Genomic DNA, 26,736 nt, shown 5'->3' on the forward strand with positions numbered 1-26,736 from the left:
CCATCGCCAAGAGCGTCAAACGGTGCAGACTTTGGCTGGCTGACTGAAAAAGCCACGTGGTGCGTGTCACTGTTGGCATGGAAAACGACAGAACCACAACAGCCGCTTCCCGGCTGCGGGTTCAGATAAATATGGGGCAAAACGACGGCTGCTTCCGCTTCCGTCTGGGCATGTCCCCTCTCCCAAAATCCTGAGGATGGATCTAATGGCTACTAATTTGTCGAGGCGCGGCTTCCTTGCACTGAGTGTTCTGGCTGGCGCGACTCCACTATTCGCGTCCTGTTCATCGCGCGGGGCTGCGGCGGGCGGCGGTTCCAGTTCCACGCTTGTATATGTCGGCTCCGATTTCCCCGCCAACTTTGATACCGACAGCGCTGCCGGTGCGAACGTGGCCGGTGAAAACATAGTCGGAAACACCTATGGCGGTGACATCGTGGCATTCGGCAAGACGCAGGTTAATGGCACCTCCATCGCCGATATCCTTGCGAGTGGAGTAATGGGCGGCCTCGAGAATGGATTTGCCAAGACCATCGACGTCTCGGCTGATCAGCGAACCATCACCATTACTCTCAGGGACGACATCGTCTCGAATTTGGGCAACAAGTTGACGTCTGCCGATGTCGTCTGGTCTTTTCAACGCAACTTCGCCCTCAAGCAAACTGGCCTGTTCATGGCCAACTCGATGGGAATCACCAGTGCTGACCAAGTGGTTGCCCTGGACGAGCGCACAGTGAGGTTCGCCCTCGATAAGCCGAATAGCATCTTCTTTAAAGTCGACGCGGCCAAGCTCTATGCAGGACTCTTTGACTCCGTTGCCGCGAAGCAGCACGCCACCTCCGACGATCCGTGGGCGCAGGGTTGGCTCGGAAAGAACACCGCCGGCTTCGGCGCTTACACCGTTTCGGCTTTCCAAGAAGGCCAAACGGTCACGCTCTCCGCCAACCCGCATTCCTTGACAAGGCCTGACTTCGACAAGGTCGTATGGCGCTCTGTGCCGACGAGTGCCAACCGGCTCGCGTTGCTGCAGTCCGGCGAAGCGGACATCGCCATGAACCTTAGCCCTAGCCAGCTGCAGTCGGCCAAGAAGGCGGGGCTCACCGTCACGTCCTATAAGTCGAACAAGATCCAAGTGATGCCGCTCAACGCGCTCGACCCGAACTTGAAGGATCCCCGGATCCGCCAGGCAATCGCCTACGCCTTGCCTTACGCAGACATCCTGAGCAGCGTGTATCTAGGCACGGCAACCGGCTTGAACAGCCCCCTTCCGGAGGACTACCCGGGCCACACCCCAAAGCATAACGAGTACAAGACCAACCTCGACAAGGCCAAGATCCTCATGGCGGAGGCCGGCGTGTCCGGATTCAACTTGACGTTGACCTTTTCCAACGACAACTACGAGGATCCCCTGATAGCGCCCATCGTTGCGTCCGCCCTCAAGCAAATCGGGATCAACGTGCTGCTCGAAGGATTGCCGGCGTCGAGCTATTTCGACAAGCTGTACAAGCGCGGGGGTCAAGCGTATCTCGCCGCATTCTGGCCCTTCGTCGCTGACCCAGCCTATGCCCTCGGCGTCTACTGGAAGTCCACGTCTTACCTCAACGTCGGGTCCTGGAACAACGCAGAGTACGACACGCTCATCGAAGAGATGCTGGTCGAACCCGAGCCATCAGCCCGTAACCTGAAGGCTGACCGCGCCCAGCAAATCTGGATGCAGGACCAGCCCTGGGTGCTCCTAGCCAACCCCGGGTGGCACGTCGCGCATTCAAAGCGCGTCTCCAACGTCACGTGGTATCCGAATAATGGGGTCCGCTTCGCTGATCTCAAGCTCGTGAAGTAGGGCCGTGTCGTGGGCCGTTTCCTCCTCCGACGTCTTTTCCTACTACCCGTCCAGCTCTTTGGCTTGCTCGTCCTTGTTTTTTTCCTCACTAGACTGATACCCGGCGATCCTGCCTATGCACTCGCCGGGGGTCAGGCAACAGCCGAGCAGGTGGAGCGAATTCGCCAGTCGATGGGACTGGACCAGCCTCTGTGGGTCCAGTTCTGGCACTACGTCTCCGGTGTCCTCCAGGGGGACTGGGGCACCTCCATCCAAACCAACAGCCCCGTCGTACGGGACCTCGTGCAGAGGGCGCCCGCAACCCTGCTCCTGATGTTCTTTTCCCTACTCATGATCATCCTGCTGGCGCTAGTGCTAGTCGGGTGGCTACTCTGGCGGCCACAGGGACTCGCCCGCAAGGTCGTCAGCGGATACGGGTTTCTCGCTGGCGTCGTCCCCGATTTTTGGGTTGGCCTCAGCCTGGTTTCCCTACTTTACGTGCAGCTCGGAATCGGCGCATCGCCGAGCGGCCAGCTGGACGCGAGGATTACCGTACCTCCGGTAACGAACGTCGGACTGATCGACGCTGCCATCGCCGGCGATCCACCAGCTGTCGCAAACGCAATGGCACATCTCGTTTTGCCCTGCATCACGTTGATCTTTGTCTACCTGGCACCTGTCATCCGGATCATGTCCGCAGTGACCGAGAAAGTCAACGGCTCGGATTTCGCCCGCTTCGCCGATTCCTGGGGTATCTCTCCTTGGCGACGTGTTCGGTACATTCTGCGTTTCACGTCGCCAACTATGGTCACGACACTCGCCTCCACCACCGTCTTTCTCGTCGGCGGAGCCGTCCTCGTCGAAACCGTCTTCTCCTGGGGCGGTGTAGGGCAGTATGCAGTGGCAGCTGTGACGCGCTCCGACTACGTGGGCGTGCAGGGCTTCGTCCTCATTGCCGGACTGTTTACAGCCATGGTCTACCTCGCCAACGACCTTCTACACGCCGCAATCGATCCGCAATTGAGGAAAGCATGAAAACCCTGATACCCACCACACTTGCGGGGAAGGTAGGCGTCATTGGAAGCTTCACCTCCGTCATCCTTGCCGTCATCGGCCCCTGGATCGCTCCCTACGACCCGGAAAAGCCGACGGTGGATGTCCTCCAGGAACCCAGCTTCACGCACCCCTTCGGAACCGACGCATCTGGTCTCGACATCTTCTCAGTCGTCATCGCGGCCTTCCGTACGGACCTCTCGATCGCCCTGCTTGGCGTCGGCGCTTCGTTCGTCCTCGGACTCCTGCTCGGTTCCATCAGTGGTTTTTCCGCCGCTGGCGGCCGGATCTGGAGGGTACTCGCCCGGATCGTCGATGCTGCCCTCGATGTTTTCCAGTCGATTCCAGTCACCGTCTTTGCGTTGGCACTAACGGCGATTTTTGGTCGAGGAACCGGTGCCGTGATTACTGCAGTTGTCTTTGTGACCACCCCGATTTTCGCCCGGCTGATCCGCTCATCCTTGCATTCAGTAGTGCAGGGAGGCCTCGTGGCATCCTGCCGTATATTGGGCCTCGGAACGATCCGTACACTTACGCGGCATGCCCTCCCCAATTCAGTTGACAGCGCAGTGGCGAATATCTCGGTCAGCCTCGGTGTCTCCGTACTCCTCACCGCCGCACTGAGCTTCCTAGGGGCCGGTGTCCGTCCCCCCACACCCGAATGGGGCTACGTGATCTCCATGGGAGCCAACTATGTCGCCACAGGCCAGTGGTGGATTAGCCTCATGCCCGGTCTGGTGCTGTGCCTGTCAGTGGTCTCCTTTGCCTTGACCGGCGAGGCCGTCAGGGAATGGCTCGCCGGTGCTGGGCTACGTTCGGCTGCCAACGAAGAAGTCACCCTTTCCACCGGACAAACCGAGAGGACATCATGACCAAGTTCCACACTCCAATGGGGGAGGACCTGGGCAGGCACGTGTTGAAAATCGAGGATCTCCGACTAACTGCCTCCCAGGGAGCCCGGGACCTGGTCAAAGGAGTTTCACTTTCGGTCGCCCCCGGTCGAGTGCTGGGACTTGTCGGTGAGTCTGGCAGCGGCAAAACGCTTACCGGGCTGAGTTGCCTCGGGATGCTGCCGCAGGGCATCGAGCGCACGGGTGGAGAGGTCTTTGTCGCGGGGCAGCCGATCCTGGATCTCGCCCCGAATGAACAGCGCCGCCTCCGAGGCTCCGTCGTATCAATGGTGCTGCAGGATCCGCTGAGCGGCTTCCACCCGATGCTCACCGTAGGCAAGCAGATCGTCCATTCCTTGCAGGATCATGGCGTTGGCAAGGAATCCGCACGGGCAAGGGTGCTCGAGGTGCTCGGTCAGGCGCGACTGCCTGAGCCAGAGAAGGTGGCAAACCGGTTTCCGCACCAGTTGTCTGGTGGCATGCGCCAACGGGCAATGATCGCCCTCGCACTTGCCAACCGTCCCAGTCTCCTGATCGCTGACGAGCCTACAACCGCCCTGGATCCTACAGTTCAGGCAGGAGTACTCCGTCTCCTGCGCCAGCTGGCCAACGATGGTCTCGGTATTGTCTTCGTTACGCACAACCTCGGCGTCGTGGCGGGACTCTGTGACGAGGTCAGCGTCATGGAGCATGGGCTCATCGTCGAATCGGGCGACGTTGCACCGGTCCTGGAGAACCCGCAGCACCCCTACTCGATCGAGCTGCTCAATGCCTCGCCACGCCTCTCGTCGCCGTACGTTCTGCGCGCTCCCCTCAATGCAGCCCGGACGAACGAACCTGCTGCCATTTCCGTTCAAGGCGCCAGCCAGCGGTACGGCACTCGGGGTATTTTCGGCCGAGGAGCAGTTGTTCACGCCCTAAGTGACGTCAGTTTTGAGATCCCGCGCGGCAGCACCACCGCTATCGTCGGCGAATCCGGATCAGGCAAGTCAACGTTGACGCGTCTGCTGGTAGGCCTCGAAAAACCGACAGCTGGCCGCGTCACCGTAGCAGGTCAAGACATGGCGAGGCTTAATCCGGCGTCAGAACGGGAGTTCCGACGTAAAGTCCAGCTGGTATTTCAGGATGCCAGCCGAAGCCTGGACCCCCGCTACACAGCCGAAGAGCTCCTCCTCGAGGCACTGGGCGTCGCAGACCGGATGGCTTCGCCGTCTGCGGTCCTCGAGCTGTGCGATCGAGTGCACCTCCCCCGGACCATTCTCGGACTGCGCACCACCCATCTTTCCGGAGGCCAGCGCCAGCGCGTCGCCATCGCGCGGGCGCTGGCGCCGAATCCGGAAATCCTCGTTGCGGATGAGCCTGTCAGCGCCCTGGACGTCACCAACCAGCAACGCATCATGGCTCTGTTCCAGGAACTCGTGGACGAAAACAACCTCACGCTGATCATGGTGTCCCACGACCTCGCACTGGTGAGGGACATGACCGACACAGTAATAACGATGTACAAGGGACGGCTGATGGAAGCAACTCCCGCCGAAGAGTTCTACCGCAAACCGCGAAATCCCTACTCGCAGGCCCTTCTCGATGCGATGCCCGACCCCAGCCGAATCGGGGAACTTCCGACCGTCACCGTACCGGCCCTGCCGGGCCGCATGGGCTGAAAGCAGGTAACTCGAATGTGCACCCTCCTTGCCGCACAATCTACGGCCGGACCGGTACTTGGCAGCAACAGCGACAATCCATATCTCGTTGGCAGCCGGGTCTTGGCATCAACCGACGGGGCCTATCCATTCATCGGAACGGAAGTGACCACCTACAGGGCCGCTGAGGCGGTCCCTTGGAACTCGGTGATGACCAGGGGCCTGAATGCACTTGGAGTCGCTTTCACTTATTCCTACGTGCCCGCATCAAAGTCGGCATCCAATGGGTACAGGAAGCTGGTAGACCGGCGGGGAACCCGCGATGCACTGGGCCAGGCGGCTTCGGCGGAGGAATTCGTTTCATTGCTGCAACAGCGGGCTTCCACACTAAACGACGGGAACTATCTGATAGCCGATGGCAAGGGGGTTGTTGTGGTCACCGTCAATGGTCAACGCTCGACCCGGAGAACAGTTGCACCCGGGCAAAACATCGCCTGCACCAATTCCTGGTTCGCGGGACAAGAGCCCGACGATGACGCTTGGGTAGGAGAGAGTTTTTCCAAAGAACGCCTCGGCCAGGCCGCCGTCGTGCAGTCCACGCCGCTCCTCGAAGTACAGGATGTCCGTCAAGCCCTGCATTCGGCCCTTGCCCAAAACGATGACCAGGAAGACGCCAACAGCCAGGAGGCACGGACCGTCGATGCTCACGGCAAGGACAGCGGAACAATATCCAGTGAGATTATCGTCCCTGCTGAGGGCACCCTTTGGTGGTGCTACGGATGGCCCTCAGGCACGTCTCGCGGGTACGAAAGTTTTATTCGAGACTCCTGGGGTGAGTACCTGCCGTTTCAGGTATCGAAGGTGGACCATACAGGACTGCTAACCACAGACGATGGCACAATAACTCTCTACGGAACGAAGGTACTCGCAGCATGACCAACTTCCCCGCGCGCATGGCGCCCTCAAAAGCCCGTGGAAAATTTCGCAGGGGGCTAGTCACCCCCACGGCCGGATGGAGCGACGGTTTCACTCAAGCCAACTTAATCGCGGTCCCCGCTGACTACGCCGAAGAAGTTTTGGAGTTCTGTGCACTCAATGCCCAGGCCTGTCCGGTTATTGACGTCATCCAGCCGGGTGAAGTTACTAGCGCACTGGCTGCTGGCTCCGACATCCGCACCGACATTCCCGCCTACCGGGTCTGGCAGAACGGCGAGCTGACTGGGGAGACCGATGACGTCACTTTAGACTGGCGCGATGACCTGGTCGGGATCCTCATCGGTTGCAGCTTCACCTTCGAGGCCGCGTTGGTCAAAGAAGGCATCCCCCTGCGCCATGTCGAGATGGGTCGGAACGTTCCGATGTACCGCACCACCATCGAATGTACCCCGGCCGGGCGGATACACGGCCCAATGGTAGTTTCAATGCGCCCGATGCCGCCGGAATTGGTTGCGACGGCAGCCCGTATCACGGGTGAGGTGCCGCAAGTACACGGCGCACCCGTCCATGTCGGTTCTCCGGATAAGATCGGCATTCTGGACATCAACCGCCCGGACTACGGTGATGCTGTGGAGATACGCCCGGGCGAGGTTCCGGTCTTCTGGGCCTGCGGCGTAACGCCGCAGAGCGCGGTCATGGCTTCCAAGCCAGAGTTCGCCATCAGCCACGCTCCCGGGCACATGTTCATCACCGACGTTCTCGAGAGCAGCTACCGAACGCATGCGCCATCCTGATTGGCACACTGACGTTGACAGGTTGGAATGACCCGGCAGGGCTTCCCAAGCTCGAATCCGCGCCGATCGCGGATGGGAGCCGGAAACCGACCACCCCCCTCGGCGGATTGTTGCTAGCAAACATGAAGAATTGCCTACAGGCGGCCACGAAAATGCTCGCTGACGGCGGGTAGGACTGCCCGCTGGTGGCCGTGAGGGATACCACGCCAAGTTCGGAATCGACTCGTAAAATTAGTCACGGAGTTTGAAATCGAGTACTAGTCCCCAGGGTCAACTGCCAGGCTGTTGACCGTGCCGTTAGGGTAACTACGGGCGACAGGGGAAGTTCAGCCGTCGCTACATCGGGTCACAACTCGACCAACACGTTAGTTTGAGCAGAGCTGCCAGGCCCTTTTTGGCGCAGCCCTCACAAATTCATGGCCAAGAATTGTGGACGACATGGGGGTGTGCACGGGCGGTGTTTGGACCGGCATTTTGGTCCCTCCCTCATGGTTCTGCCTTCACTACGGCATGAAGTTATCCGTTTCAGGCGACATGATTTTGCGGTTTTTATCTTTGGCGTCGTTGGGCGTGCCGGGTTCAGCGGGAACGCCTTTGGTGAATTTGCGCCTGGGGCGTCGGATCCGTGGACAAAGTCCAGGTGTGTGAGATCCTAACTTTCTTGCGGGCTGTCCTGGCTTAGTTGGCCTGTCATGTGTGGCCTAACTCGGCCGGGCGGTCCATGTGTATGCATCTCTGAGTCTGCTCTTCGAAGGCCCATGAGCCGGCTGGCGTGGATGACCGGTAACGGAGGGTGGATCAGCGCGGGTAAGTGGGAGAACGGAGTAAGTTCCGCAAGGCGAGAGCTGAAGGATGTTGACCGGAGACAAGGGCCATTCCATCGGTGGCACCGGAGGAAGCGGCTCGTTGTCATATCCAATGCCGTAAGCCGCCCCCGAGTTGCAATGAGCGGGCATGAAAGGATCAAGAAAGTTCGGGGGCGCCCCTCCAAGAAACGCTGCCCGCGAAATGGCTCATTCTTCGACCAGCGCTGACATCCCCAGGACAATGTCAGAAAAGAAAAATCTGGACTCAATTCTGACGACCTTCAGCAACGTCCCTAATGTCAGTTTGGGGTTAGTTCAAGCTGTTGTCCGCTCCGCTGCAAGGGACACCAGCCGCGCACGCCGCGGGTTGCAAGACCTGCTCAATGAAACACCAACGGTCCTTGAAAGTCTCACCGCCATGTGTGTTGCTGCCTTGTCTCCCAAGCGGCTGTTGGTATGCGGCTGCTGGTATGCCTGTCATAAGGCAGTGCTGCGACATGGTCAAAGTTGGACATGACTTAGCCGATACGTCGAACGCGCGTCTGACGAGTGCTGGGGAAGATTACTATTCAGCACGGTCAGGGGTTAGGGGTTCAGTGACTCGCGCAGTTGTTGCAGGGCAACGCGAACGTCGCTTTCGGATCGATGAATCTCCCTTACATTCATCCCGGTAAACTCTTTCACCGCACGGCGCATGCTTTGCATGTTGGTGAATCCGCACGATGCCGCAATTTCTGAGTAAGTTATCTTTTGAGCGTCGGCCTGCAGGAGTAGCTCCAGCGCTCTGCGCGTTCTCAAAGCGCGTATGCGCTCACCCAGGCGGAGTTCTTCGTTCTCGAAAAAGTAGAACAGGGAACGACGGGACAGGTTGAACCTCTCAGCGACCATTGCCACATCCAGATCAGGGTCGTCATAACTGGCTTCAAGGTATTTCTTCACCGCCCGGCCTATGGCCGGTTTCTGCAGCTCATCGCTGACCGGCGTTTCGAGCAGGGAGCCCACCAGGGTTGCCATCACGGATCGGAAGATGTCTGCGGTACCCGCTGCTGCCCGGTCGATGCCCGGCCTCTTCCAACTCATCAGCGCAGGGACCACGAAAGTGCCCACAATTGGGTGTTTTGCCAAGTCAGGCAGTCGAAGTAGGGAGCGCAGTTGGGCCTCGCTCACTCTAAGGCTGCTGCGGTCGATGTTAAGCTGTAAGGCGTGAAAACCTTCGGGCGCATCAAAACTTCCGCCCAGCGAGGTATCGATAAACCTGACGGAGCCTGGTGATACTGGTTCAGGAACACCGTTGAGAGTGAGCGTTAGCCCCGGCGCTTTGCGGAAGTAGGCCAGACGCAGGTCCGCGGCGTCAGGATTCGGCGCCCACGCGCCCAATGCGGGGGCGTTGTGCATTTCTATGAGGCTGAAGCCCGGCCCCGCGAGATTAATGGCTGACGGATTGAATGACACAGGAGTCTTGTTTACCGCTTTTTCCAGCCGCATTGGGGTTTCGACGGCGCTGCCGTACCACACCCGCCAATGTTCGAACCTTTGTTCGGGGTTCAGCCCCTCCTGCACTGTATATCGTCGCAGACGGCCGCTGTCCCCGTTACCAGATTGAGGCATGCCATCCTCCTTCACCAGCTGAACCATTACGGCGGACTTGGGAGTTGCCGCGGCGCCTGAGGAAGCGGTTGCGGTGGCTCATAAGGCTGGCCGAAAGGACCTCAGCTGTTAAGGCCAGTTTACTTCTATCTCCCATTGATTGGGGCGTTGGTGAGTTTGGTAGCGGCACACCACCCGACGAGTGTTAGCGCCGCCGCCTGGCCCTGCGTGAGCATGCCCTGGAATACGGTGGATACTGGGAGAAATGACCCAATCCGTCGCTTTGCGCCCTTGGCGTGGCTGTCTTACGCATCTTCAGTTGGAGACGCGGTCAAGGAAATGTGTCCTGCATTTGCTGGTCCAGCACGTCAGGGAGCGGGTGGGACGTCCGGGCGACGTGCTCCACTTTCTGAAGACCGTGAGTATCTGCGTGCCCACCGGAATGCAGCCTGATTGCGAGGTCGTTGACTCGGTGAGGGGCGAGGACGTGCTCGACGGCCAAGATGCTGGCCCCCACCACGCCAGCTTCCGGACCGGTTTCGGATTGCGTGATATTCAGGTGCTGGGTTGCCAGCGGCGTTGAGCGTGAATAGACCGTTTCGCGTATTCCGGCGATCAGATGTTCACCGGACTGTGCAAGTGATCCGCCCACGACAATGAGGGAGGGGTTGATGAAGCTCACGCACATGTTGAGCATTTCTCCGATGTCGCGGCCGGCCTGTCGGACGGCTTGAATGGCAGCTAAATCGCCGGAACGGACGAGCGCGACGACGTCATTTGCGGTGATGGCCTCGAGTCCGTTCTCGCGGAGTCGTGCGGCGACGGCCGGAGCGCCTGCAATGGCTTCCAGGCAGGCAGTCTTGCCACAGCGGCATTGAATTCCTGCCCCTCTGGAAACAGCAATATGGCCGACATCTCCAGCGACTCCTGCAGCGCCTCGCTGCAATATGCCTCCACTGATCACCCCCGAGCCGATACCGGTGGCGATTTTAAGGAAGAGCATGTTGTCTTCATTGGGCCAGCGTGTCGCCCGCTCGCCGAGGGCCATGAGATTGACATCGTTATCGACGAGTACGGGTACGTCTAAGGTCTGCCGAACGTAAGCGGGAACATCGAATCCGTCCCATCCCGGCATGATCGGCGGGCTGGTGGGCTTTCCGGTGGAGTGTTCAACAGGACCGGGTAGGCCGATGCCGAAAGCGATGATGTCCCTCGCCTGAAGCTTCATCGCTTTCAAATGACCCGTCAGCGTCATTGTTAGCCAGTCCAGAACAACTTCCGGTCCGCAGGAAATCTCCAGTCGTTCAGTGGTTTCCACGAGTACCCTTCCCGACAGGTCAGTGAGAGCCATCGTCGCGTGTGTGGCTCCGACGTCGGCCGCAGCGGCCACTCTGGCACCGGGGTTGAAGGCTAGGCGCGCCGAGGGGCGGCCCCCGGTGGAAGCCGCATCCGACACGGGCACGACTAGCCCGAGTTCCAGGAGCGGCTCGAGGCGAGAACTGATGGCAGCCCGACCCAAGCCCGTTATCCGGGCAAGGTCTGCCCTGGTTCGCGGGCGTCGGTCCCGCAGGATACGCAAAAGTTCGCCGGGGCCGCCATCGTCCATGTCTCTCCATTTCGGGTCTCAAACAAAGGGAATGATGAGAGTGAGTCTTTTCACATCAGGCTCACAGGACCCGATGGGTCTTCATCTCCACTCAGTGTCAAGGTGCCCACTCACTCCCGTCCACTCGTGGATGCCATTGCGTCAAAAAGTGCAGCTTTGGCGTGCATTCCATGCCCAGGAGCGTCAAAAGGTGCAGACTTTTGTTGATTGGCTGACGAAAGCCCGCTGGTCCGTGTCACTGTTTCGGCATGGAATTCGACGGAGTCAAGGTAGCCCCTTCCAGCACGGGTCGGTCCGTCGATGCCGACTTTATGGCTCAGGTTCCTAGCAGAGCCGGTCGGCAGCCAAAGCGGAAATACCGGCTGCGCATCATTCAGCCACGCCAGTGCCGCCCGCGCAACTGCTCGGCCGTCGTAGAGGCGACCACCCAGTCGTCGTCGAGGACGACATGACCGACTTTACCGACCACCTCTCGTGAGGCTATCCGAGAGCCAGCAGCAGATACCGTCCCCCAGGCGAAACGAGAAAGAAATTCCTATGGCAAACACAATGACAGCTGTGCGACTTCATGCGCCGGGAGACCTCCGACTTGACGAAGTTCCTATACCCGAGCCTCGGTCCGGTGAAGTCCTGGTCAAGGTTTGGCGTAGCGGAATTTGCGGCACCGACCTGCACATCGCCAAAGGCACATTCCCCGCGCCCAACCTGCCGCTGACCCTGGGGCATGAATTTTCTGGAACCATTGCAGCCCTCGGTTCAAACACCGGTTCTCTGGCGGTGCATGACAACGTGGTCGTCGACATCAATATCGCTTGTGGCCAATGTTTTTTCTGCCGACGGAGCCAAAAACTCTTCTGCCCGGGGGTCTCGCAACTCGGAGTCCATTCCTCGGGCGGACTCGCGGAATACGTCGTCGTACCTGTGTCAAACGTTTACGTTCTGCCGCAATCCCTGAGCTTGGACGCGGCGGCATACGTTGAACCGCTTGCCTGCGCAATTCATGGCCAGGACCGGATCGGGATCAAGTCCGGTGAGCGCGTACTCATCATCGGGGGCGGCCCGATGGGGCTTGCTCACATTGCCTTGGCCAAACTCGGCGGGGCAAGCAATGTGATCGTCTCGGAACCGGATCCGGACCGTCGAGAAGTTGCCCAACGACTCGGTGCCGACAACGTTCTTAGCCCTTTCGACAGCGGCTTCGCCGACGAGGTCGCCTGCATGACCGACGGTGTGGGGCCCGACGTGGTCATCGAAGCCGTCGGCTCCATCCCCACCTACGAAGCGGCGATTTCCCTCGTGCGCCGCGGTGGCCGGGTGCTTGCCTACGGTGCGGCACCTCAAACGGCCTCCATGTCTCTGCGGCCCTTCGATATCTATTCCAAAGAGCTCACCATCGTTGGCTCGTACGCGGGCACCTACGACACTTGGCCCCGGGCCATAGAGCTTCTCGCTTCAGGGCGATTCGACCCGGCGCTGATTGTTGACTCCGTCCGACCGCTTAGCGAAGCCATCGAGGCCATCCGCGGCCTGGAGACGGACAAATCGATTGTTAAGGTCCACATCCAAATGAGCCCTATCCCCTCTTAACTCTCCTACCAACCGTCCTATTTCGATGAAGAAAGAGAACAACATGAAAGCTAGCCAGAAACGAAGCGCAAAGCTGCGAATCGGGGCTCTCGGCGTGATTACCGCTGCGGCGGTTGCGTTGAGCGGCTGCGCTGCCGGCGCACCCCAGAACGACTCAGGCAAGAAGACGCTGAATGCCATTTTCCTCCCTGCCGACTGGGGCAAGGTTGTCCAGGAGAAACTCGCTCCCGAGTATGAGAAGGAGACCGGGGTCAAAGTGAACGTCGAGCTCGTGGGTCGTGATGCGATCCACGAAAAGATGGCCACCCTGTTCGCTGGACAGGACTCCAGCTACGACATCTTCAACGTTGACTACAACTGGATCCCGGAATTCGGTAAGGGCGGGCATCTGGTTCCCCTGGACGATGCCCTCCAGGACAAAGAGGACTTTCTGCCGTTGAGCCTCAAGGTCGCCACTTGGGATAACAAGCTCCTGGGAATTCCGCAGACGGTCCACCCGGCGACGCTTTGGTATAACGGCGCACTCTATGGCGACCAGACGATGAAAGACCAGTACCAGGCGGAAACCGGGAACGCGTTAGCTGTACCGAAGACGATGGACGAGTGGCTGACCCAGGTTAAGTTCTTCAACGGCAAGACCTTCAAGGGCCAGAACCTTTCGGGCTGGGCCGCCCAGGCCGCCAAAGGCTTTGGCAACGTGCATACGTGGCTGAGCTTCGCCTATTCCTTCGGCTGCAAGCCGTTCAACGCCGACTTCACAAAATCGACATTGACGACGCCTGAGTGCATTGGGGCCACCGAGCGGTGGTCCGAGATGATGAAGTACATGCCGGCGGGAGCCAACGACTTCACGTACGACAGCGTTACCACAGCGGCCCAGCAGGGTTCGATCGCCACCGCCATCCAGTGGTCCTGGGGCCAGTTCGCCACCGACAACCCATCCGCGTCCAAGACCGTCGGGGACTGGCAGATGACGACGATTCCGACCGGCCCGACCGGGCTCAGTTCGGCTCATCTTGCAGAATGGGTGATCTCGGTGTCCAAGTACTCGAAGAACACCGATGAAGCCACGAAGTTCGCTGTTTGGCTCGAGTCGAAGAAGAACGACGTCCTGCAGGCAACCAATGGCGGCGGCGACCCCGTGCGAGTCTCCAGCTACTCCGATCCGACGCTGACTGAGCAGAAGCTCGAAGGCAACGGAGCGGCCCGGTTCCGGCGTTTGCCCGTGACTCTGGAGGCCATGAAGACGGCACAGCCCAGGCCGTTCTTCCCCGGCGAAGAAACGTGGGAAACGGCCCTGAGTACCGAACTCAGCGCCATTTCGCTGGGCCAGCGCGGTGCACAAGATGGCCTCTCGCGCGCCAACGAAGCCATAGACAAGAACCTCTCGCAGTAATGACTACATCAATCAAAGAGTCTCGGGTGTCCCGGAAGGCCGCACGGCCTTCCGGGACTCCCGGGGGGCGCAGGCCCAAGAAGCTCGGACGCTACCTCGCGATGTCTCCCGGCCTGCTCTTTTTGGCCGCGATCTCCCTTTACCCCACGCTCTATTCTCTCGTCGTCTCCTTCATGCGCTGGAATCTGTCGAGCGGTGAAGCCGCTCGCTTCGCCGGCGTGGACAACTTTGTCGGTCTGCTGACCGACGGCCTGTTCTGGAACTCGGTTCGCGTGACCCTGGTGTTTGTGTTCTTCTCGGTTCTCATAGAGGTCGTTCTCGCCTTTGGGTTGGCTCTCCTCTTTTTCCGCGGCTTTCCGGGGGACAAGTTGCTCCGGGCCTTGGTCATGATGCCCATGCTCTGCGCGCCGGTGGTGGTGGGCCTGCTAGCCCGCTTCAGCCTTGAACCTACGTACGGGATCGTCAATCAACTTATGCGCAGCATCGGTCTTCCAACCACGGAATTCCTTGGGAACGTCGACCTGGCGCTGCCAACGCTGATAGCTATTGATGTTTGGCAGTGGTCCCCGTTCCTGTTCCTCATCCTTCTCGCCGCGATGCAGGGCCTCCCCGAGGAGGTCATCGAGGCATCCAAAATCGACGGCGCTTCGTGGCCCCGCATCATCTGGCATCAGTTCCTTCCGCTCCTGCGCTACCCGATCCTTGTCGGCGTGCTCCTGCGGCTCATTGACTCATTCCGTGTCTACGACATCGTCTACATGACGACCCGTGGCGGACCGGTCGATGCAACTTCGACCATGTCCTGGCAGATCTACAACGTGGGGTTCCGCGCCTTTAATATCTCGTATGCTGCCGCGTTCTCGTGGCTGCTGCTCCTGCTCGTTCTACTAGCCGTCAATTCGCTCATCCGGCGAATGGTCGCACGCTCTTGAAGGGTTCAGTCATGTCCGTAGCGAAACGCCGCAACATCAACTGGAATGTGGGAGTGCGAGCTGCCGTCGCCGTCATCTGCACGTTTCTCTTCATCGCCCCAGTCCTGTGGATGGTCACGACGGCCTTTAAGACCGGAAACCAGGCATTCTCCGGAGAAATCCAGTGGTTCTTCACACCGACCCTCGAGAACTTCGCTGAAGTGCTTGGCGGTACCAGGCTCACCTATGCGTTAATAAACAGCCTGCAGGTATCAGTGATTTCCTCTATCGTGGCGATCTTGCTCGCCTCAGGCATCGCGTACCCACTGGCCCGATACGAGTTCAGGGGCCGGGACCAGATCGCGGGAACAATCTTGTCCCTGCGTATCGTTCCTCCCATCGTGACCATCATCCCGCTGTTCCTGGTCATGCGGACGATCGGCCTGAACGGTTCGCTGCTCTCCATCATTATTCTTCACGTCTTCATGAATTTGCCGCTGGCTGTCTGGCTGCTGCGCGGCTTCTACGAAGACGTTCCCAAGGAAATCGAGGAAGCGGGGGCTATCGACGGCCTGGGCAACATCGTGATCTTTTTCCGGATGGTCCTTCCATTGGCCATGCCAGGCGTCGCCTCAACCGCGCTGCTGTGCTTCGTCTTTTCGTGGAACGAGTTTCTCTTTGCAAGCGTCCTGTCCAACGCCGGCAGCCAAACCGTCACCGTGGCCCTGACCCAGTATGTGACCCCCGTGGGGACGGAGTGGACCTTGATCATGGCGGCGGGCACCGTAGTTGCGGTGCCGGTATGGCTGGCGGCCTTGGCTGCCCAGAAATACCTCGTCCGCGGTCTCTCCCTCGGCGCGGTCAAATAACGCCCCCCTCTATACCCAGCTTGAAAGGCAGATCAATCATGTTCCGTTACACGTACAACACCCTTGTCTACGGCGGCGAAGCCATCGAGACCGGCATTGAGCGCATCGCCAAAGCTGGCTATAGCGGTGTCGAACTGGTCGGAGAACCAGAACAACAGGACGAAGCTGCTCTCCGTTCTGCCCTCAACCAGCACCAGGTAGCTGCCTCGTCAATCGTCAGCATCTACACGCCGGAACGTGACATCGTCAGTTCGTCCCCGGAGGTCCGCGCGAACGCCATCAAGTACGTCAGGGGAAACATCGATTACGCGGCAAGGCTGGGTGCGGAAGTCGTAACGTTCACCCCCACAGCGTGCATGAAGATCGTGCCGGAAGCAGACATCAAACAAGAATGGGCTTGGGCCGTTGACGCCGCGGGCGAACTCGCGGCATATGCCGGGGAGAACGGCGTGCGCCTGGCCCTCGAGCCGTGGAACCGCTACGAGACGTACCTCATCAACCGGACCGAACAGGCTCTGCAGTTCTTGGACGAAGTTGGCAGCCCCCATATCGGTTACATGGTCGACACCTTCCACATGTCCATTGAAGAACGGGACATCGCGGAGTCCATCCGCAAAGCCGGAAATCGCTTGGCGCACGTGCACCTCGCCGACAGCAACCGGGCCGCTCCAGGATACGGGCACTTGGACTTTGAACCCATCATCCAGGCCATCGTCGACGCCGGCTACAAGGGCTGGATCTCCTATGAGCTGCTGCCCGCAGCAGGAGACGTTTGGGGAGTGCTGAGCGGTGGCGGAGCGCCGGAGTTCAAAGACGAATACACAACAGCGGCAATCCAGCACACGCAGGCGATTGAACGTCGGTTGGGAGGTCTGTAAATGCCGGCCAATCCCATTGGGCTCAGCACCTTCATCCTCGCCTCGCCCTTCTCCTTTGAGGACGCGTGGGCCTTCGACCGCGTGGCGGAGCTCGGCTATGACGTCATTGAAGTGTGTATCGAAGACCCGCAGAGGATCACGTCAGAATGGCTCGTCCACGAATCCCAGAGGACAGGGACTGCCGTCGGAATCTGCGGCGCGTTTGGCCCGGACCGCGACGTGTCGGATCCCGATCCCCGCCGACGTGAGAACGGCATGGCCTACCTTCGCGGCTGCGTTGACGTAGCAGCAGTAGTCGGTTCCCCCCATGTTGCCGGGCCCATGTTCTCGGCGACGGGCCGGGCGGAGCTCTTGGAGCCCGGTGAGCGCCAGGCCCGGTGGCAAAACGCCGTGGAAAGCCTCCGCGCTGTGGCCGACTACGCCGGCGACCGCGGAGTGCGTCTCGCCATCGAGCCGCTCAACCGCTTCGAAACGGACATGGTCAACACCATCGAGCAGGGGCTGAACCTGTGCGATGACATTGGCAGGCAAAACGTCGGACTTCTTGTCGACACGTTCCACATGAACATCGAAGAAAAAGACATCGCCGATGCGGTCCGGCGGGCCGGATCGCGGATCTTCCACGTGCAGGTGTCAGAAAATGACAGGGGTACCCCTGGATCGGGCCACGTCCCTTGGGACAGTTTTTTCGATTCGCTGAAGGACATCAATTACTCAGGTCAGATTGTGGTCGAGTCATTCCTGCCCACAGTGAAGGAGATCGCCCGAGCCGTCTCCCTGTGGCGTCCCGTGGCGCCATCGATGGAAAGCCTCTCGGAACACGGTTTGGCTTTTGTCAAAACCATGCTGAGAGAACGGTCCGAGCGATGACAGCAATGGCCGCAGGGATCATCGGCGAGGGCATAGTCAGCTCCAGCGGTCAAGAAACCCGTCGATAGCCTCAGCCAGATCGTCCGCCGGTGCCGGCCAGGCCAGGGGAGCGATGGTGTGTTCGGAGATGATTTCGCGTTCGAGCATCGACGCGGCGACCCCGACGGCCCGCTGATGCTGAACATGCTGGCCATCCTCGCCGAGTATGAGCTCGAGCTGATCCTTGAATGGGTCAACGCTGGTACCCGCTCTACCGCTTCAACGGTCCTGCGGACGGCTGCGCGGTGGGTTCCTTGTGTCGGCGCTGCGCTTATTTCCTCCCGCAATCCATCCGCTGCGCGGCGGGCAACCTTGGGGTGGGTGGGAAAGCTGCCTTCCGGCTGGATGCAGGGGAATGGTTGTGTTTTTTCCCGCTCGGGGGCGGGAAGGGCCATTGCCTGACTGTAGCCGCAGATCCGGTCAGAGAAGCCAGCGCCACCAGCGTGGCTTCTCCGGTTCCGGCGTTGGTTCCGGTTCCGGCTCTTCGCCCAGGGCCAGCGCGGCCTTGACGATGTCGTCCGCGGTGAGTGTCATGACGGCTTCGCGATCGAGCGCGTCGAGACTTTGTTCCCCGTCGAGGGAGAGCCGCAGTGCCTGGCGGTTGAGGGCCTGTTCGAACAGCGTGCGGGCGAACCGTGCGTTGCCGGAGTCCTCGCCCGCGTGGAGCCCGGCGAGGATGCGGCGCAGCATCTGGTCTGCGCCTGGCTCCAGTGTGTACTCGTGCTGGGCCAGCATCTGGTGGAAGATCGTCTGGAGTGCGTCAACGGAGTAGTCGGGGAACGTGATCTCGCGGGCGAACCGGGAGCGCAGTCCGGGGTTCGAGAGTAAGAAGGACTCCATCAGCCGCGGGTACCCGGCCACGATCACGACCAGGCGGTGGCGGTGGTCCTCCATGCGCTTGAGCAGGATCTCGATCGCCTCGGGGCCGAAGTCCATTCGGCCGTCCTCCGGGGCCAGTGCGTAGGCCTCGTCGATGAACAGGACTCCATCCAGGGCACGCCGGATCACCCGGTCTGTCTTGATGGCGGTCGCGCCGACGTACTGCCCCACGAGGCCCGAACGGTCGACCTCGACCAGGTGGCCTTTCTGCAGCAGTCCGACCGCGCGGTACATCTCGGCCAGGAGCCGGGCCACGGTGGTCTTGCCCGTGCCGGGGTTTCCGAGGAACACCAGATGCTGTGATGTGGCCACCTCCGGCAGGCCGTGCGCCTTACGGCGGGCCTGGACCTGGAGCAGTGCGACGAGGGCCCGCACTTGTTCCTTTACGGTCTCCAGTCCGACCAGCGCGTCGAGCTCGGCCTGCACCTCGGATAGCGGCCGGGCCGGGCCGGGCCTGGCACCGATGAGATCGCCAACCAGGTCATCGACGCGCTCCGAACCGGGCAGCTTGAGCTGATCGGCCAGATGGCCGATGGTTTCGCGCAGGTCCTCGAGCGGATGGCGGCTGGGAGCCATGCATCCACTGTAGTACTCGATGCCCGATCGGGGTGGGGCTGGCCTGGCCGTGCTTTCGGTGCTGACTATGGCACCCAAGACGAGGAAGAAGCTGCGGGTCGGCACGCTGCCATCACGCAGCGAAATTTTGCAGGCTCTTCCCCGCTTGGCTAAAGGCCGATATCCACGTTTGTCAGTAATCGCCGCTTGAGATCCGGCATTACGGGCGCGCGGCGGGGGAGTGCTTCACCCCAGCTTCGCGTGGCGCAAATACTGGTAGACGGTCTCCGGGCTGATCCCGTAGTCACGGGCAAGGACGGCTTTTGAACCTCCGCTATCGGCGCGCTGGATCAGGTCGGCTGCCCGTTCCCGTGCGTTGGCGGTAATGCCGCGGGGTTTCTCCCGCGTCGTTGAGAAAGTGCCGGTTGAAGTTGGACAGGTTGGAGAAGCCCACCTCGTAGCAGATCTCGGAGATGGGTTTGTCGGTGCTCTCGAGCAGGCGTCGGGCGTGCGCCAGCCGGAGCTTGCGGACCAGGTCGCTGAAGTTCTGTCCTGTGGCCCGTTTGAAGTACTTCGAAAACGTCGGTTCCGGCATTCCCACCAGCGCGGCGGCCTCGGCCATCGAAACGCTGCCGGCGTGGTTGCTGAACACATACTCCAGGACGAGGTCGACGACGGCGGCGGCCTGGCCGTCGAGCTGCGGCCGGAACCATTCCTCGGCAAGGTAGCGCCGTTCCTCCTGGGGTGCCCGCGTCAGGATCCCGAACAGGGCAAACAGGTGCTGGAGCCGCTCCAGCCCTGTGGCCGTGCCCATCGCCTCGATGGCGCCGGCCGCCTCCACCGCTGACTCGCCCAGGAACTCAATTCCCCGGGCCGACTGCTCCAGCAGGGGCTTCACTTCGGTCAGCTCGGGGACGAGGGAGGCGGTCTGTTCGACCCAATTTCCGTCGAACTGGATCACGGCATCCCGGTTCTCCAGCACTTCGCCGGGCTCCAGGTCGCTGACCCAGTCGTGCGGCAGCCCCGAACCGACAAGGGACACGTGGCCGGCTTCGAACGTGCCGATGTGGTCTCCGACGATGAACTTTCCGGTGCCCTTGCGGATCAGGTGGATCTCGTACTCGGGGTGGTAATTCCAGCGGGCCACCGGGCTGGGGTAGCTGTGCTCAACCCACCGCACCGAATGGTTGGGATCCGGCGGGATCACTTCCCTGTTGGCACGCATCCCGAGCAGCCGTTCGGCCAGCCTGGCCGTTGCTCCGTCGGCTGTGTCGGCGGCTGTGTCGGCGGCTGTCATGGTGTTTCTCCGTGGATCGGGGGGTTATGAAATCTGGACGGCCCGTAAGCAGCCTTCCCCCAGATTAGCGCGTACCGCCCAGGACCGATACGGAAAATAAGTATCAGAAATTGGCAACCAGGGCGCTAGTTGTGCCCCGTCCCACGGGCCTAATCTTGAGGAACACCAGAGGGGCGCACCGGAATTCCCGGTCACTCGCCCCGCCCCGGTCCGGCCCATCGACGCAGCAGTCGACGTGCCGGGACTGTGCACCCTTGAAGAACAAAGGAGTCCTTAATGCGCCCAAAAATGCGTGCAGCGACCCTGGCCGCCGGCGCTTTGTGCGTCGCGCTGAGTGCCTCGGCCTGTGCAGGTGCCGGCGGAGGCAATTCCGCGGGAAACCCGAACAGTATCAATGTCCTGATGGTGAACAACCCGCAGATGGAGGACCTGCAGCGGCTCACTGCGGATCACTTCACCAAGGAAACCGGCATCCAGGTCAACTACACGATCCTGCCGGAGAACGATGTCCGGGCCAAGATCAGCCAGGAGTTCTCCAGCCAGGCCGGCCAGTACGACGTCGCGTCGCTGTCCAACTACGAGATCCCGTTCTACTCCGCGAACGGCTGGCTCGCGCCGCTGGACGACGTGGCCGGGGACCCCGGCTTTGACCAGGACGACATCCTGCCCGCCTACACGGCGTCCCTGACCGGGGAGGACGGCAAGCTTTACGGCGAACCGTTCTACGGCGAGTCCTCGTTCCTGATGTACCGCAAGGACATCCTGGAAGCCAAGGGCCTGACCATGCCGGCGAAGCCCACCTGGGACGAGGTGGCCGATATCGCGGCAAAGGCCGACGGCGCGGCCCCGGGCATGAAAGGCATCTGCCTCCGCGGCCAGCCGGGCTGGGGCCAGGTCTTCGCGCCGCTGACCACCGTGGTGAACACCTTCGGCGGGACCTGGTTCGACAAGGACTGGAACGCGCAGGTCAATTCCCCGGAGTTCACCGCGGCTACCGAGTTTTACACCAAACTGGTCCGCGAGCACGGTGAAGCTGGCGCCGCGCAGGCCGGCTTCACCGAGTGCCTGAACAACATGAGCCAGAGCAAAGTGGCCATGTGGTACGACGCCACCTCGGCCGCAGGCGCGCTGGAAGCAGACGCCTCACCCGTGAAGGGGAAGATCGGCTACGCCCAGGCCCCCGTGAAGGAAACCAAGTCCTCCGGCTGGCTGTGGACCTGGTCCTGGGCCATGCAGGCCGCGTCCAAGAAGCAGGACGCTGCAGAAAAGTTCATCGCCTGGGCCAGTTCAAAGGACTATGAAGAACTCGTCGCGTCCGAGCTGGGCTGGGCGAAGGTCCCTTCCGGAAAGCGGATCTCCACGTACGAGAACGCTGAATTCCAGAAGGCGGCGCCGTTCTTCGAGGCCGAACGCTTCGCCATTGAGAACGCCGATCCGAAGAACCCCGGCGCGCAGGAGCGTCCCGCTGTCGGAATCCAGTTTGTGGGCATCCCCGAATTCGCCGCACTGGGCACCAACGTCTCCCAGAGTGTCAGCTCCGCCATCGCAGGCCAGGGCACCGTGGCCGACGCGCTGGCCAAGGGGCAGGCAGCCGCCCAAAAAGTCGCCGACAAGTACAAGCAGCCCTAACCGAACCGCAGGAGAACATCATGACTACCGCAACGGCGCGCATCTCCCGCCCGGGACGCAATGCAGCCACACCCTCACGAGACAGCCGGTCGCGCGAACGCGCCCTGGCCTGGGCCCGCCGCGCACCGCTGCTCCCGGCCCTGGTCTTCCTCATCATCGTCACCCAGCTTCCGTTTGTGGTGACCCTGATCATCTCGTTCCTGAACTGGAACAGCCTGAGCCCGGACAAGACCGCCTTCGCCGGTTTCGAGAACTACGCCACGGTCCTCACGGACCCGGACCTTCGCCAGGCAATCTTCACCACCATCCTACTCACCGTCTCCGTGGTCCTGGCCAGCCTGCTCATCGGCCTGGGACTGGCACTGCTGCTGGACAAGAAGTTCATTGGCCGCGGCCTGGCACGCACGCTGCTGATCGCACCCTTCCTCGTGGTCCCCGTCGCAGCCGCCCTCATCTGGAAGCACGCCCTGCTTAACCCCACCTACGGGCTGATCAACGGCATCCTGACCTGGATCTGGTCCCTCTTTGGCAGTGCCACGGCGCCCCAGCTGGACCTGCTGTCCCAGGCACCGATGATGGCCGTGATCGTCTCGCTGGTCTGGCAGTGGACCCCGTTCATGATGCTCATCCTGCTGGCCGGCCTGCAGTCCCGCCCCATGGACACCGTTGAAGCAGCACAGATGGACGGCGCCACGCCTTGGGCCATCTTCCGCCACCTGACCCTGCCGCACCTGCGCCAGTACCTGGAACTCGGCGGGCTCCTGGGCGCCATCTACATCGTCCAGAACTTCGACGCCGTCTTCACCCTCACCGCCGGCGGACTGGGCACGGCCAACCTGCCCTATGCCATCTACCAGACGTTCTACTTCGCCAACGAATACGGCCTGGCATCCGCCGCCGGCGTCGTGGTGGTCATCGGCACCATCATCGTGGCCACCTTCGCCCTCCGCACCGTCTTTTCACTCTTCAAGAAGGAGGCAGCACGATGAGCACCCTCACCCCCGCCGCACCCCGCAAGGCAGCACCCGCCCGCTCCACATCGACCGCCGGATCACTCCGGCGCGGCAAGTCCCGGATGGACCCCACCCGCAACAACACCGCCGCGGGCCTCGCGGCCTGGCTGCTCGCCCTGCTGTTCGCAGCCCCCGTCGTGTGGATGATCCTGACGTCCTTCCACTCCGAAACGGACGCGGCAACAAACCCGCCGTCGATCGCCGCGAACCTGACCCTGGACGCGTACCGGGAGTTCTTCGGCGAAACGTCCGGCGTCAGCCCCTGGCCGTCCCTGATCAACTCCGCCACCGCCTCGGTCCTGTCCACGGTCCTCGTCCTGGTCCTGGCCATCCCCGCAGCCTATGCCCTGTCCATCCGGCCGGTGAAGAAGTGGACCGACGTGATGTTCTTCTTCCTCTCCACCAAGATGATGCCGGTGGTGGCGGCCATCCTGCCGCTGTACCTGTTCGCCAGGACCGTCGGAGCCCTGGACAACATCTGGTTCCTGATCCTGATGTACACGTCCATGAACCTCCCCATCGCGGTGTGGATGATGCGGTCCTTCCTCGCCGAGGTGCCGGTTGAAATGCTGGAAGCCGCCCAGATCGACGGCGCCAACCTCCTCCTGACCCTCCGCAAGATCATTGCCCCCGTGGCCATGCCAGGCATCGCCGCGACCGCCCTGATCTGCTTTATTTTCAGCTGGAACGAACTGCTCCTGGCCCGGGTCCTGACCGGCGTGGTGGCAGGCACTGCCCCGGTATTCCTGACCGGCTTCGTCTCAGGCCAGGGCCTCTTCCTCGCCAAGGTGTGCGCGGCCGCCGTCGTGATCTCCCTGCCAGTGCTGTTCGCCGGCTTCGCCGCCCAGGACAAACTCGTCCAGGGCCTCTCCCTGGGCGCCGTGAAATAGCGCCGTCAAGCAACCGGCCCTCCGCACACTCCAAAGGAACACTTCGATGACAACACCCACCGCACAGACCCACACGCTGGCACACCCGGAGCTGCCCCCCACCATGCGCGCCTCGGTCCTGAAGCGCCAGGGCGACATGGCCATGGAAACCCTGCCGCTCCCGCAGCTCGACGCCGACCAGGTCCTGGTTCAGGTGGCCGCCGTCGGCGTCTGCGGCAGCGACGTCCACTACTACGAGCACGGCCGGATCGGCCCGTACGTGGTGGACCACCCGCTGGTCTTGGGCCACGAACTCTCCGGCCGGATCGCCGCCGTCGGAAGCGCCGTTGACCCTGCCCGTGTCGGCAATCGGGTCGCCGTCGAACCCCAGCGTCCCTGCCGCACGTGCAAGCAATGCAAGGCCGGCCGCTACAACCTCTGCCCGGACATCGAGTTCTACGCCACCCCGCCTGTGGACGGTGCGTTCGCCGAATACGTGACCATCCAGTCCGACTTCGCCTACGACATCCCGGACAGCGTCAGTGACGAGGCGGCCGCCCTCATCGAACCGCTCTCCGTGGGCCTCTGGGCCTGCGAACGCGCGGAAATCAAGCCGGGCAGCAGGGTGCTGATCGCGGGAGCCGGGCCGATCGGCATCATCGCCGCCCAGGCGGCACGTGCGTTCGGTGCCACCGAAATCTACATCTCGGACATCGCCGAAGACCGGCTGGCATTCGCTTTGGAGCACGGCGCCACGCACGCGCTCAACGCCAGGACGGACAGTGCGGAAGGGCTCGACGTCGATGCGTTCATTGACGCGTCCGGCGCACCGCAGGCGGTCCGTTCCGGGATCAAGGCCGTGGGTCCGGCCGGGCGGGTCATCCTCGTTGGGTTGGGGGCGGACGACGTCGAACTCCCCGTCTCCTTCATCCAGAACCGGGAGATCTGGCTGTCCGGCGTCTTCCGGTACACGAACACCTGGCCGCTGGCCATCCAGCTCATCGCTGACGGGAAAGTGGACCTGGACATCCTGGTAACCGGCAGGTTCGCCCTGGCTGAGTCCGAAGAGGCCCTCAAAGCGGGCAAACAGGCCGGCCAGCTCAAGGCCGTGGTCTACCCGGGCCGCTGAACCCCGCAGCACCCAAAGCACCATCCAAATCTGACCTGCGAGGAAGCAGCCATGTCAACACAAGGTACCGGTCCCCAACCAGGAATTTCCGGCAGCAAAGCCCGGATCACTGTCATCGGCGAATCACTCGTCGACATCATCGAAGATCCCCGGCAGGGGAACACCGCACCCGAGACACACCCGGGCGGCAGCCCCCTGAACGTGGCCGTCGGCTGCGCCCGGCTGGGCCTTCAGACCAAACTCGTCACGCACTTCGCCGAGGACCCCTACGGCCAATTGATCGCCACGCACCTGGAGGGCAACGGTGTCGAAACTATCGTCGGTGGTTCCCACCCCACCTCAACAGCGGTGGCGACTTTGGATGACACAGGAGCCGCCCGGTACACCTTCGGTATCAGCTGGGACATTAACGCAGCCTCCATCCCCGCCCTGGCAGCAGCAGAAAGTTCCATGCACGTCCACACCGGCTCGATCGCCACGGTTCTGCCGCCGGGGAGTAAATCGGTGATGGGCCTGATTGAAGGCGCCAAGCATCAGGCCACCATCAGCTTTGACCCCAACTGCAGGCCGGCAATCAGCCCGGACAAAGCAGCTGCCCGGAAACAGGCAGAGGACTTCGTTGCCTCCAGCGACATCGTTAAAGCCAGTGATGAAGACCTGCGCTGGCTATACCCTGACAGGACTCTGGAGGATTCGATGAACGCATGGTTGGCTCTGGGGCCTGCCCTGGTGGCATTGACGCGCGGGGCCAGCGGCCCCGTCCTCCTCAACCGGTCCGGGAGAGTTTCCATTCCGGGTGAAACGGTCACTGTGGCAGACACTGTCGGAGCAGGAGACTCCTTTATGGCCGCGCTGATCTCCGGGCTCATGCAGTTGGACGCACTCGGCGCAGCAGCCCGGAAGCGCCTCCAGGCGCTTACTCAGGACCAGCTCCATGCCTTAGCCCGCTACGCCAACACAGCAGCCGGCATCACTTGCTCCCGACCGGGGGCGAACCCCCCGGAACTGGGCGACCTCGGCCCGCTGACAATCCCATCGTCCATCCTCGAAGGATAGACACACATCATGCCAACCCTGAGCAACTACAGCCTGCCCAGCGTTCCCGGTCCGGTCAGCCAACCTGCGTACAACAGGTCACGGCTGACAGAGGGCATCGTCCACTTCGGAGTAGGCGGCTTCCACCGCGCCCACCAGGCCATGTACCTGGACCGGCTCATGAATGCCGGAAAAGCCCATGACTGGGCCATCTGCGGCGTCGGGGTCCTGCCCAGTCACGCCCACATGAAGAAAGTAATGGACAGCCAGGACTGCCATTACACCCTTACTGTGAAGCATGCGGACGGGACCAGGCAGGCCAGGATCATTGGCTCCATCACCAGCTACCTCTTCGCCCCGGACAATCCTGAAGCAGTAATTGAGAAGATGGCCTCGCCTGCCATCCGTATCGTCTCGCTTACCGTCACCGAAGGTGGATACAACTTCCACCGGCGTCAATCATGCGTCGGCCCATGCCGCCGTCAGCCCAGATCCAAAACCACGACTTATCAGGCATCACTGCGTCGACGACACCGGTCAGGATTTCTGAGCCCACACGCAGGCTGAGATAGTTCCCAGGCTTTAGGAAGTCGTGAATGTGGCCTATTTTTTCGCGTCCTGAGCTGGTTTCGGTGACCTTTGCGGGGCGGTT

General features: G+C 61.5%; 23 protein-coding genes and 1 pseudogene. 19 read left to right on the top strand and 5 right to left on the bottom strand.

The genetic code is table 11. The annotated features are described in order from the left end of the window. Window positions 1-205 precede the first annotated feature (205 nt). Genes J2X42_RS12925 through J2X42_RS12950 form a run of 6 tightly spaced genes read left to right on the top strand, consistent with a single transcriptional unit; the run spans window position 206 to window position 7,129 of the window. On the top strand, window positions 206-1,837 hold the full coding sequence (locus J2X42_RS12925; RefSeq protein WP_310165720.1) for an ABC transporter substrate-binding protein: 1,632 nt from the start codon (window positions 206-208) through the stop codon (window positions 1,835-1,837). 9 nt (window positions 1,838-1,846) lie between these two features. Further along, the gene (locus tag J2X42_RS12930; RefSeq protein ID WP_310165721.1) at window positions 1,847-2,851 is read left to right on the top strand and encodes an ABC transporter permease; all 1,005 of its coding nucleotides are present in this window, start codon (window positions 1,847-1,849) and stop codon (window positions 2,849-2,851) included. Next, window positions 2,848-3,741, top strand: a complete 894-nt coding sequence (locus J2X42_RS12935) for an ABC transporter permease (RefSeq protein ID WP_310165724.1) — start codon at window positions 2,848-2,850, stop codon at window positions 3,739-3,741. Before J2X42_RS12930 ends, J2X42_RS12935 begins: the two co-directional genes overlap by 4 nt. Next, window positions 3,738-5,420: an ABC transporter ATP-binding protein gene (locus J2X42_RS12940; protein WP_310165726.1), complete on the top strand. Its 1,683-nt coding sequence runs from the start codon at window positions 3,738-3,740 to the stop codon at window positions 5,418-5,420. The genes J2X42_RS12935 and J2X42_RS12940 overlap by 4 nt, the downstream gene beginning before the upstream one ends. 15 nt (window positions 5,421-5,435) lie before the next feature. Beyond that, the gene (locus tag J2X42_RS12945) at window positions 5,436-6,335 is read left to right on the top strand and encodes a carcinine hydrolase/isopenicillin-N N-acyltransferase family protein (RefSeq protein ID WP_310165728.1); all 900 of its coding nucleotides are present in this window, start codon (window positions 5,436-5,438) and stop codon (window positions 6,333-6,335) included. Continuing rightward, on the top strand, window positions 6,332-7,129 hold the full coding sequence (locus tag J2X42_RS12950; RefSeq protein WP_310165730.1) for a putative hydro-lyase: 798 nt from the start codon (window positions 6,332-6,334) through the stop codon (window positions 7,127-7,129). The genes J2X42_RS12945 and J2X42_RS12950 overlap by 4 nt, the downstream gene beginning before the upstream one ends. A 1,391-nt stretch (window positions 7,130-8,520) precedes the next feature. Here J2X42_RS12950 and J2X42_RS12955 read toward each other — a convergent pair. After that, a complete protein-coding gene (locus J2X42_RS12955; RefSeq protein WP_310165732.1) occupies window positions 8,521-9,543 on the bottom strand; it encodes a helix-turn-helix domain-containing protein in 1,023 nt (340 codons plus the stop codon). Window positions 9,544-9,853: 310 nt separating this feature from the next. Further along, a complete protein-coding gene (locus J2X42_RS12960; protein WP_310165734.1) occupies window positions 9,854-11,128 on the bottom strand; it encodes an ROK family transcriptional regulator in 1,275 nt (424 codons plus the stop codon). Between the two features lie 537 nt (window positions 11,129-11,665). Here J2X42_RS12960 and J2X42_RS12965 point away from each other — a divergent pair. From J2X42_RS12965 to J2X42_RS12995, 7 genes are all read left to right on the top strand, one after another. After that, window positions 11,666-12,715, top strand: coding sequence for a zinc-binding dehydrogenase (locus tag J2X42_RS12965; RefSeq protein ID WP_310165735.1), 1,050 nt, complete (start codon window positions 11,666-11,668; stop codon window positions 12,713-12,715). Between the two features lie 25 nt (window positions 12,716-12,740). Beyond that, the gene (locus tag J2X42_RS12970) at window positions 12,741-14,111 is read left to right on the top strand and encodes a sugar ABC transporter substrate-binding protein (RefSeq protein WP_310165738.1); all 1,371 of its coding nucleotides are present in this window, start codon (window positions 12,741-12,743) and stop codon (window positions 14,109-14,111) included. Between the two features lie 101 nt (window positions 14,112-14,212). Then, window positions 14,213-15,043 carry a sugar ABC transporter permease gene (locus J2X42_RS12975; RefSeq protein ID WP_310165740.1) on the top strand — a complete coding sequence of 277 codons (831 nt, stop codon included), beginning with the start codon at window positions 14,213-14,215 and terminating at the stop codon, window positions 15,041-15,043. Between the two features lie 11 nt (window positions 15,044-15,054). After that, window positions 15,055-15,891, top strand: coding sequence for a carbohydrate ABC transporter permease (locus tag J2X42_RS12980; RefSeq protein WP_310165741.1), 837 nt, complete (start codon window positions 15,055-15,057; stop codon window positions 15,889-15,891). Between the two features lie 38 nt (window positions 15,892-15,929). Next, window positions 15,930-16,769, top strand: coding sequence for a sugar phosphate isomerase/epimerase family protein (locus J2X42_RS12985; protein ID WP_310165742.1), 840 nt, complete (start codon window positions 15,930-15,932; stop codon window positions 16,767-16,769). Beyond that, window positions 16,770-17,639 carry a sugar phosphate isomerase/epimerase family protein gene (locus tag J2X42_RS12990; RefSeq protein WP_310165743.1) on the top strand — a complete coding sequence of 290 codons (870 nt, stop codon included), beginning with the start codon at window positions 16,770-16,772 and terminating at the stop codon, window positions 17,637-17,639. Window positions 17,640-17,756: 117 nt separating this feature from the next. Continuing rightward, a complete protein-coding gene (locus J2X42_RS12995) occupies window positions 17,757-18,080 on the top strand; it encodes a recombinase family protein (RefSeq protein WP_310165745.1) in 324 nt (107 codons plus the stop codon). Window positions 18,081-18,098: 18 nt separating this feature from the next. Here J2X42_RS12995 and J2X42_RS13000 read toward each other — a convergent pair whose 3' ends face one another. The 3 genes and pseudogenes from J2X42_RS13000 to J2X42_RS13010 all read right to left on the bottom strand — a co-directional run bounded on the left by J2X42_RS13000 (window position 18,099) and on the right by J2X42_RS13010 (window position 20,409). Then, window positions 18,099-19,133, bottom strand: coding sequence for an AAA family ATPase (locus J2X42_RS13000; protein WP_310165747.1), 1,035 nt, complete (start codon window positions 19,131-19,133; stop codon window positions 18,099-18,101). A gap of 225 nt (window positions 19,134-19,358) precedes the next feature. Next, window positions 19,359-19,481: pseudogene (locus J2X42_RS13005) on the bottom strand (helix-turn-helix domain-containing protein); the annotation flags it as partial. After that, window positions 19,447-20,409, bottom strand: coding sequence for an AraC family transcriptional regulator (locus J2X42_RS13010; RefSeq protein ID WP_310165749.1), 963 nt, complete (start codon window positions 20,407-20,409; stop codon window positions 19,447-19,449). The pseudogene J2X42_RS13005 and the gene J2X42_RS13010, both read right to left, overlap by 35 nt. Before the next feature lie 276 nt (window positions 20,410-20,685). Here J2X42_RS13010 and J2X42_RS13015 point away from each other — a divergent pair, with 276 nt between their 5' ends. From J2X42_RS13015 to J2X42_RS13040, 6 genes are read left to right on the top strand one after another with little or no spacing between them, the layout of a single operon-like run. Then, complete coding sequence (locus tag J2X42_RS13015; protein ID WP_310165751.1) at window positions 20,686-22,038, top strand: sugar ABC transporter substrate-binding protein; 1,353 nt, start codon at window positions 20,686-20,688, stop codon at window positions 22,036-22,038. Window positions 22,039-22,058: 20 nt separating this feature from the next. Further along, window positions 22,059-23,027 carry a sugar ABC transporter permease gene (locus tag J2X42_RS13020; protein ID WP_310165753.1) on the top strand — a complete coding sequence of 323 codons (969 nt, stop codon included), beginning with the start codon at window positions 22,059-22,061 and terminating at the stop codon, window positions 23,025-23,027. Continuing rightward, entirely contained in the window at window positions 23,024-23,941 is a 918-nt protein-coding gene (locus tag J2X42_RS13025) for a carbohydrate ABC transporter permease (protein WP_310165754.1), read from the top strand. The genes J2X42_RS13020 and J2X42_RS13025 overlap by 4 nt, the downstream gene beginning before the upstream one ends. 46 nt (window positions 23,942-23,987) lie before the next feature. After that, window positions 23,988-25,049, top strand: a complete 1,062-nt coding sequence (locus J2X42_RS13030) for an NAD(P)-dependent alcohol dehydrogenase (RefSeq protein ID WP_310165756.1) — start codon at window positions 23,988-23,990, stop codon at window positions 25,047-25,049. A 51-nt stretch (window positions 25,050-25,100) separates the two neighbouring features. Beyond that, complete coding sequence (locus tag J2X42_RS13035) at window positions 25,101-26,105, top strand: carbohydrate kinase (RefSeq protein WP_310165757.1); 1,005 nt, start codon at window positions 25,101-25,103, stop codon at window positions 26,103-26,105. Window positions 26,106-26,114: 9 nt separating this feature from the next. Further along, the gene (locus J2X42_RS13040; protein WP_396134073.1) at window positions 26,115-26,651 is read left to right on the top strand and encodes a hypothetical protein; all 537 of its coding nucleotides are present in this window, start codon (window positions 26,115-26,117) and stop codon (window positions 26,649-26,651) included. The last annotated feature ends 85 nt before the right edge of the window (window positions 26,652-26,736 follow it).

Source organism: Arthrobacter sp. BE255 (genome assembly GCF_031457335.1).
Taxonomy (GTDB): domain Bacteria; phylum Actinomycetota; class Actinomycetes; order Actinomycetales; family Micrococcaceae; genus Arthrobacter.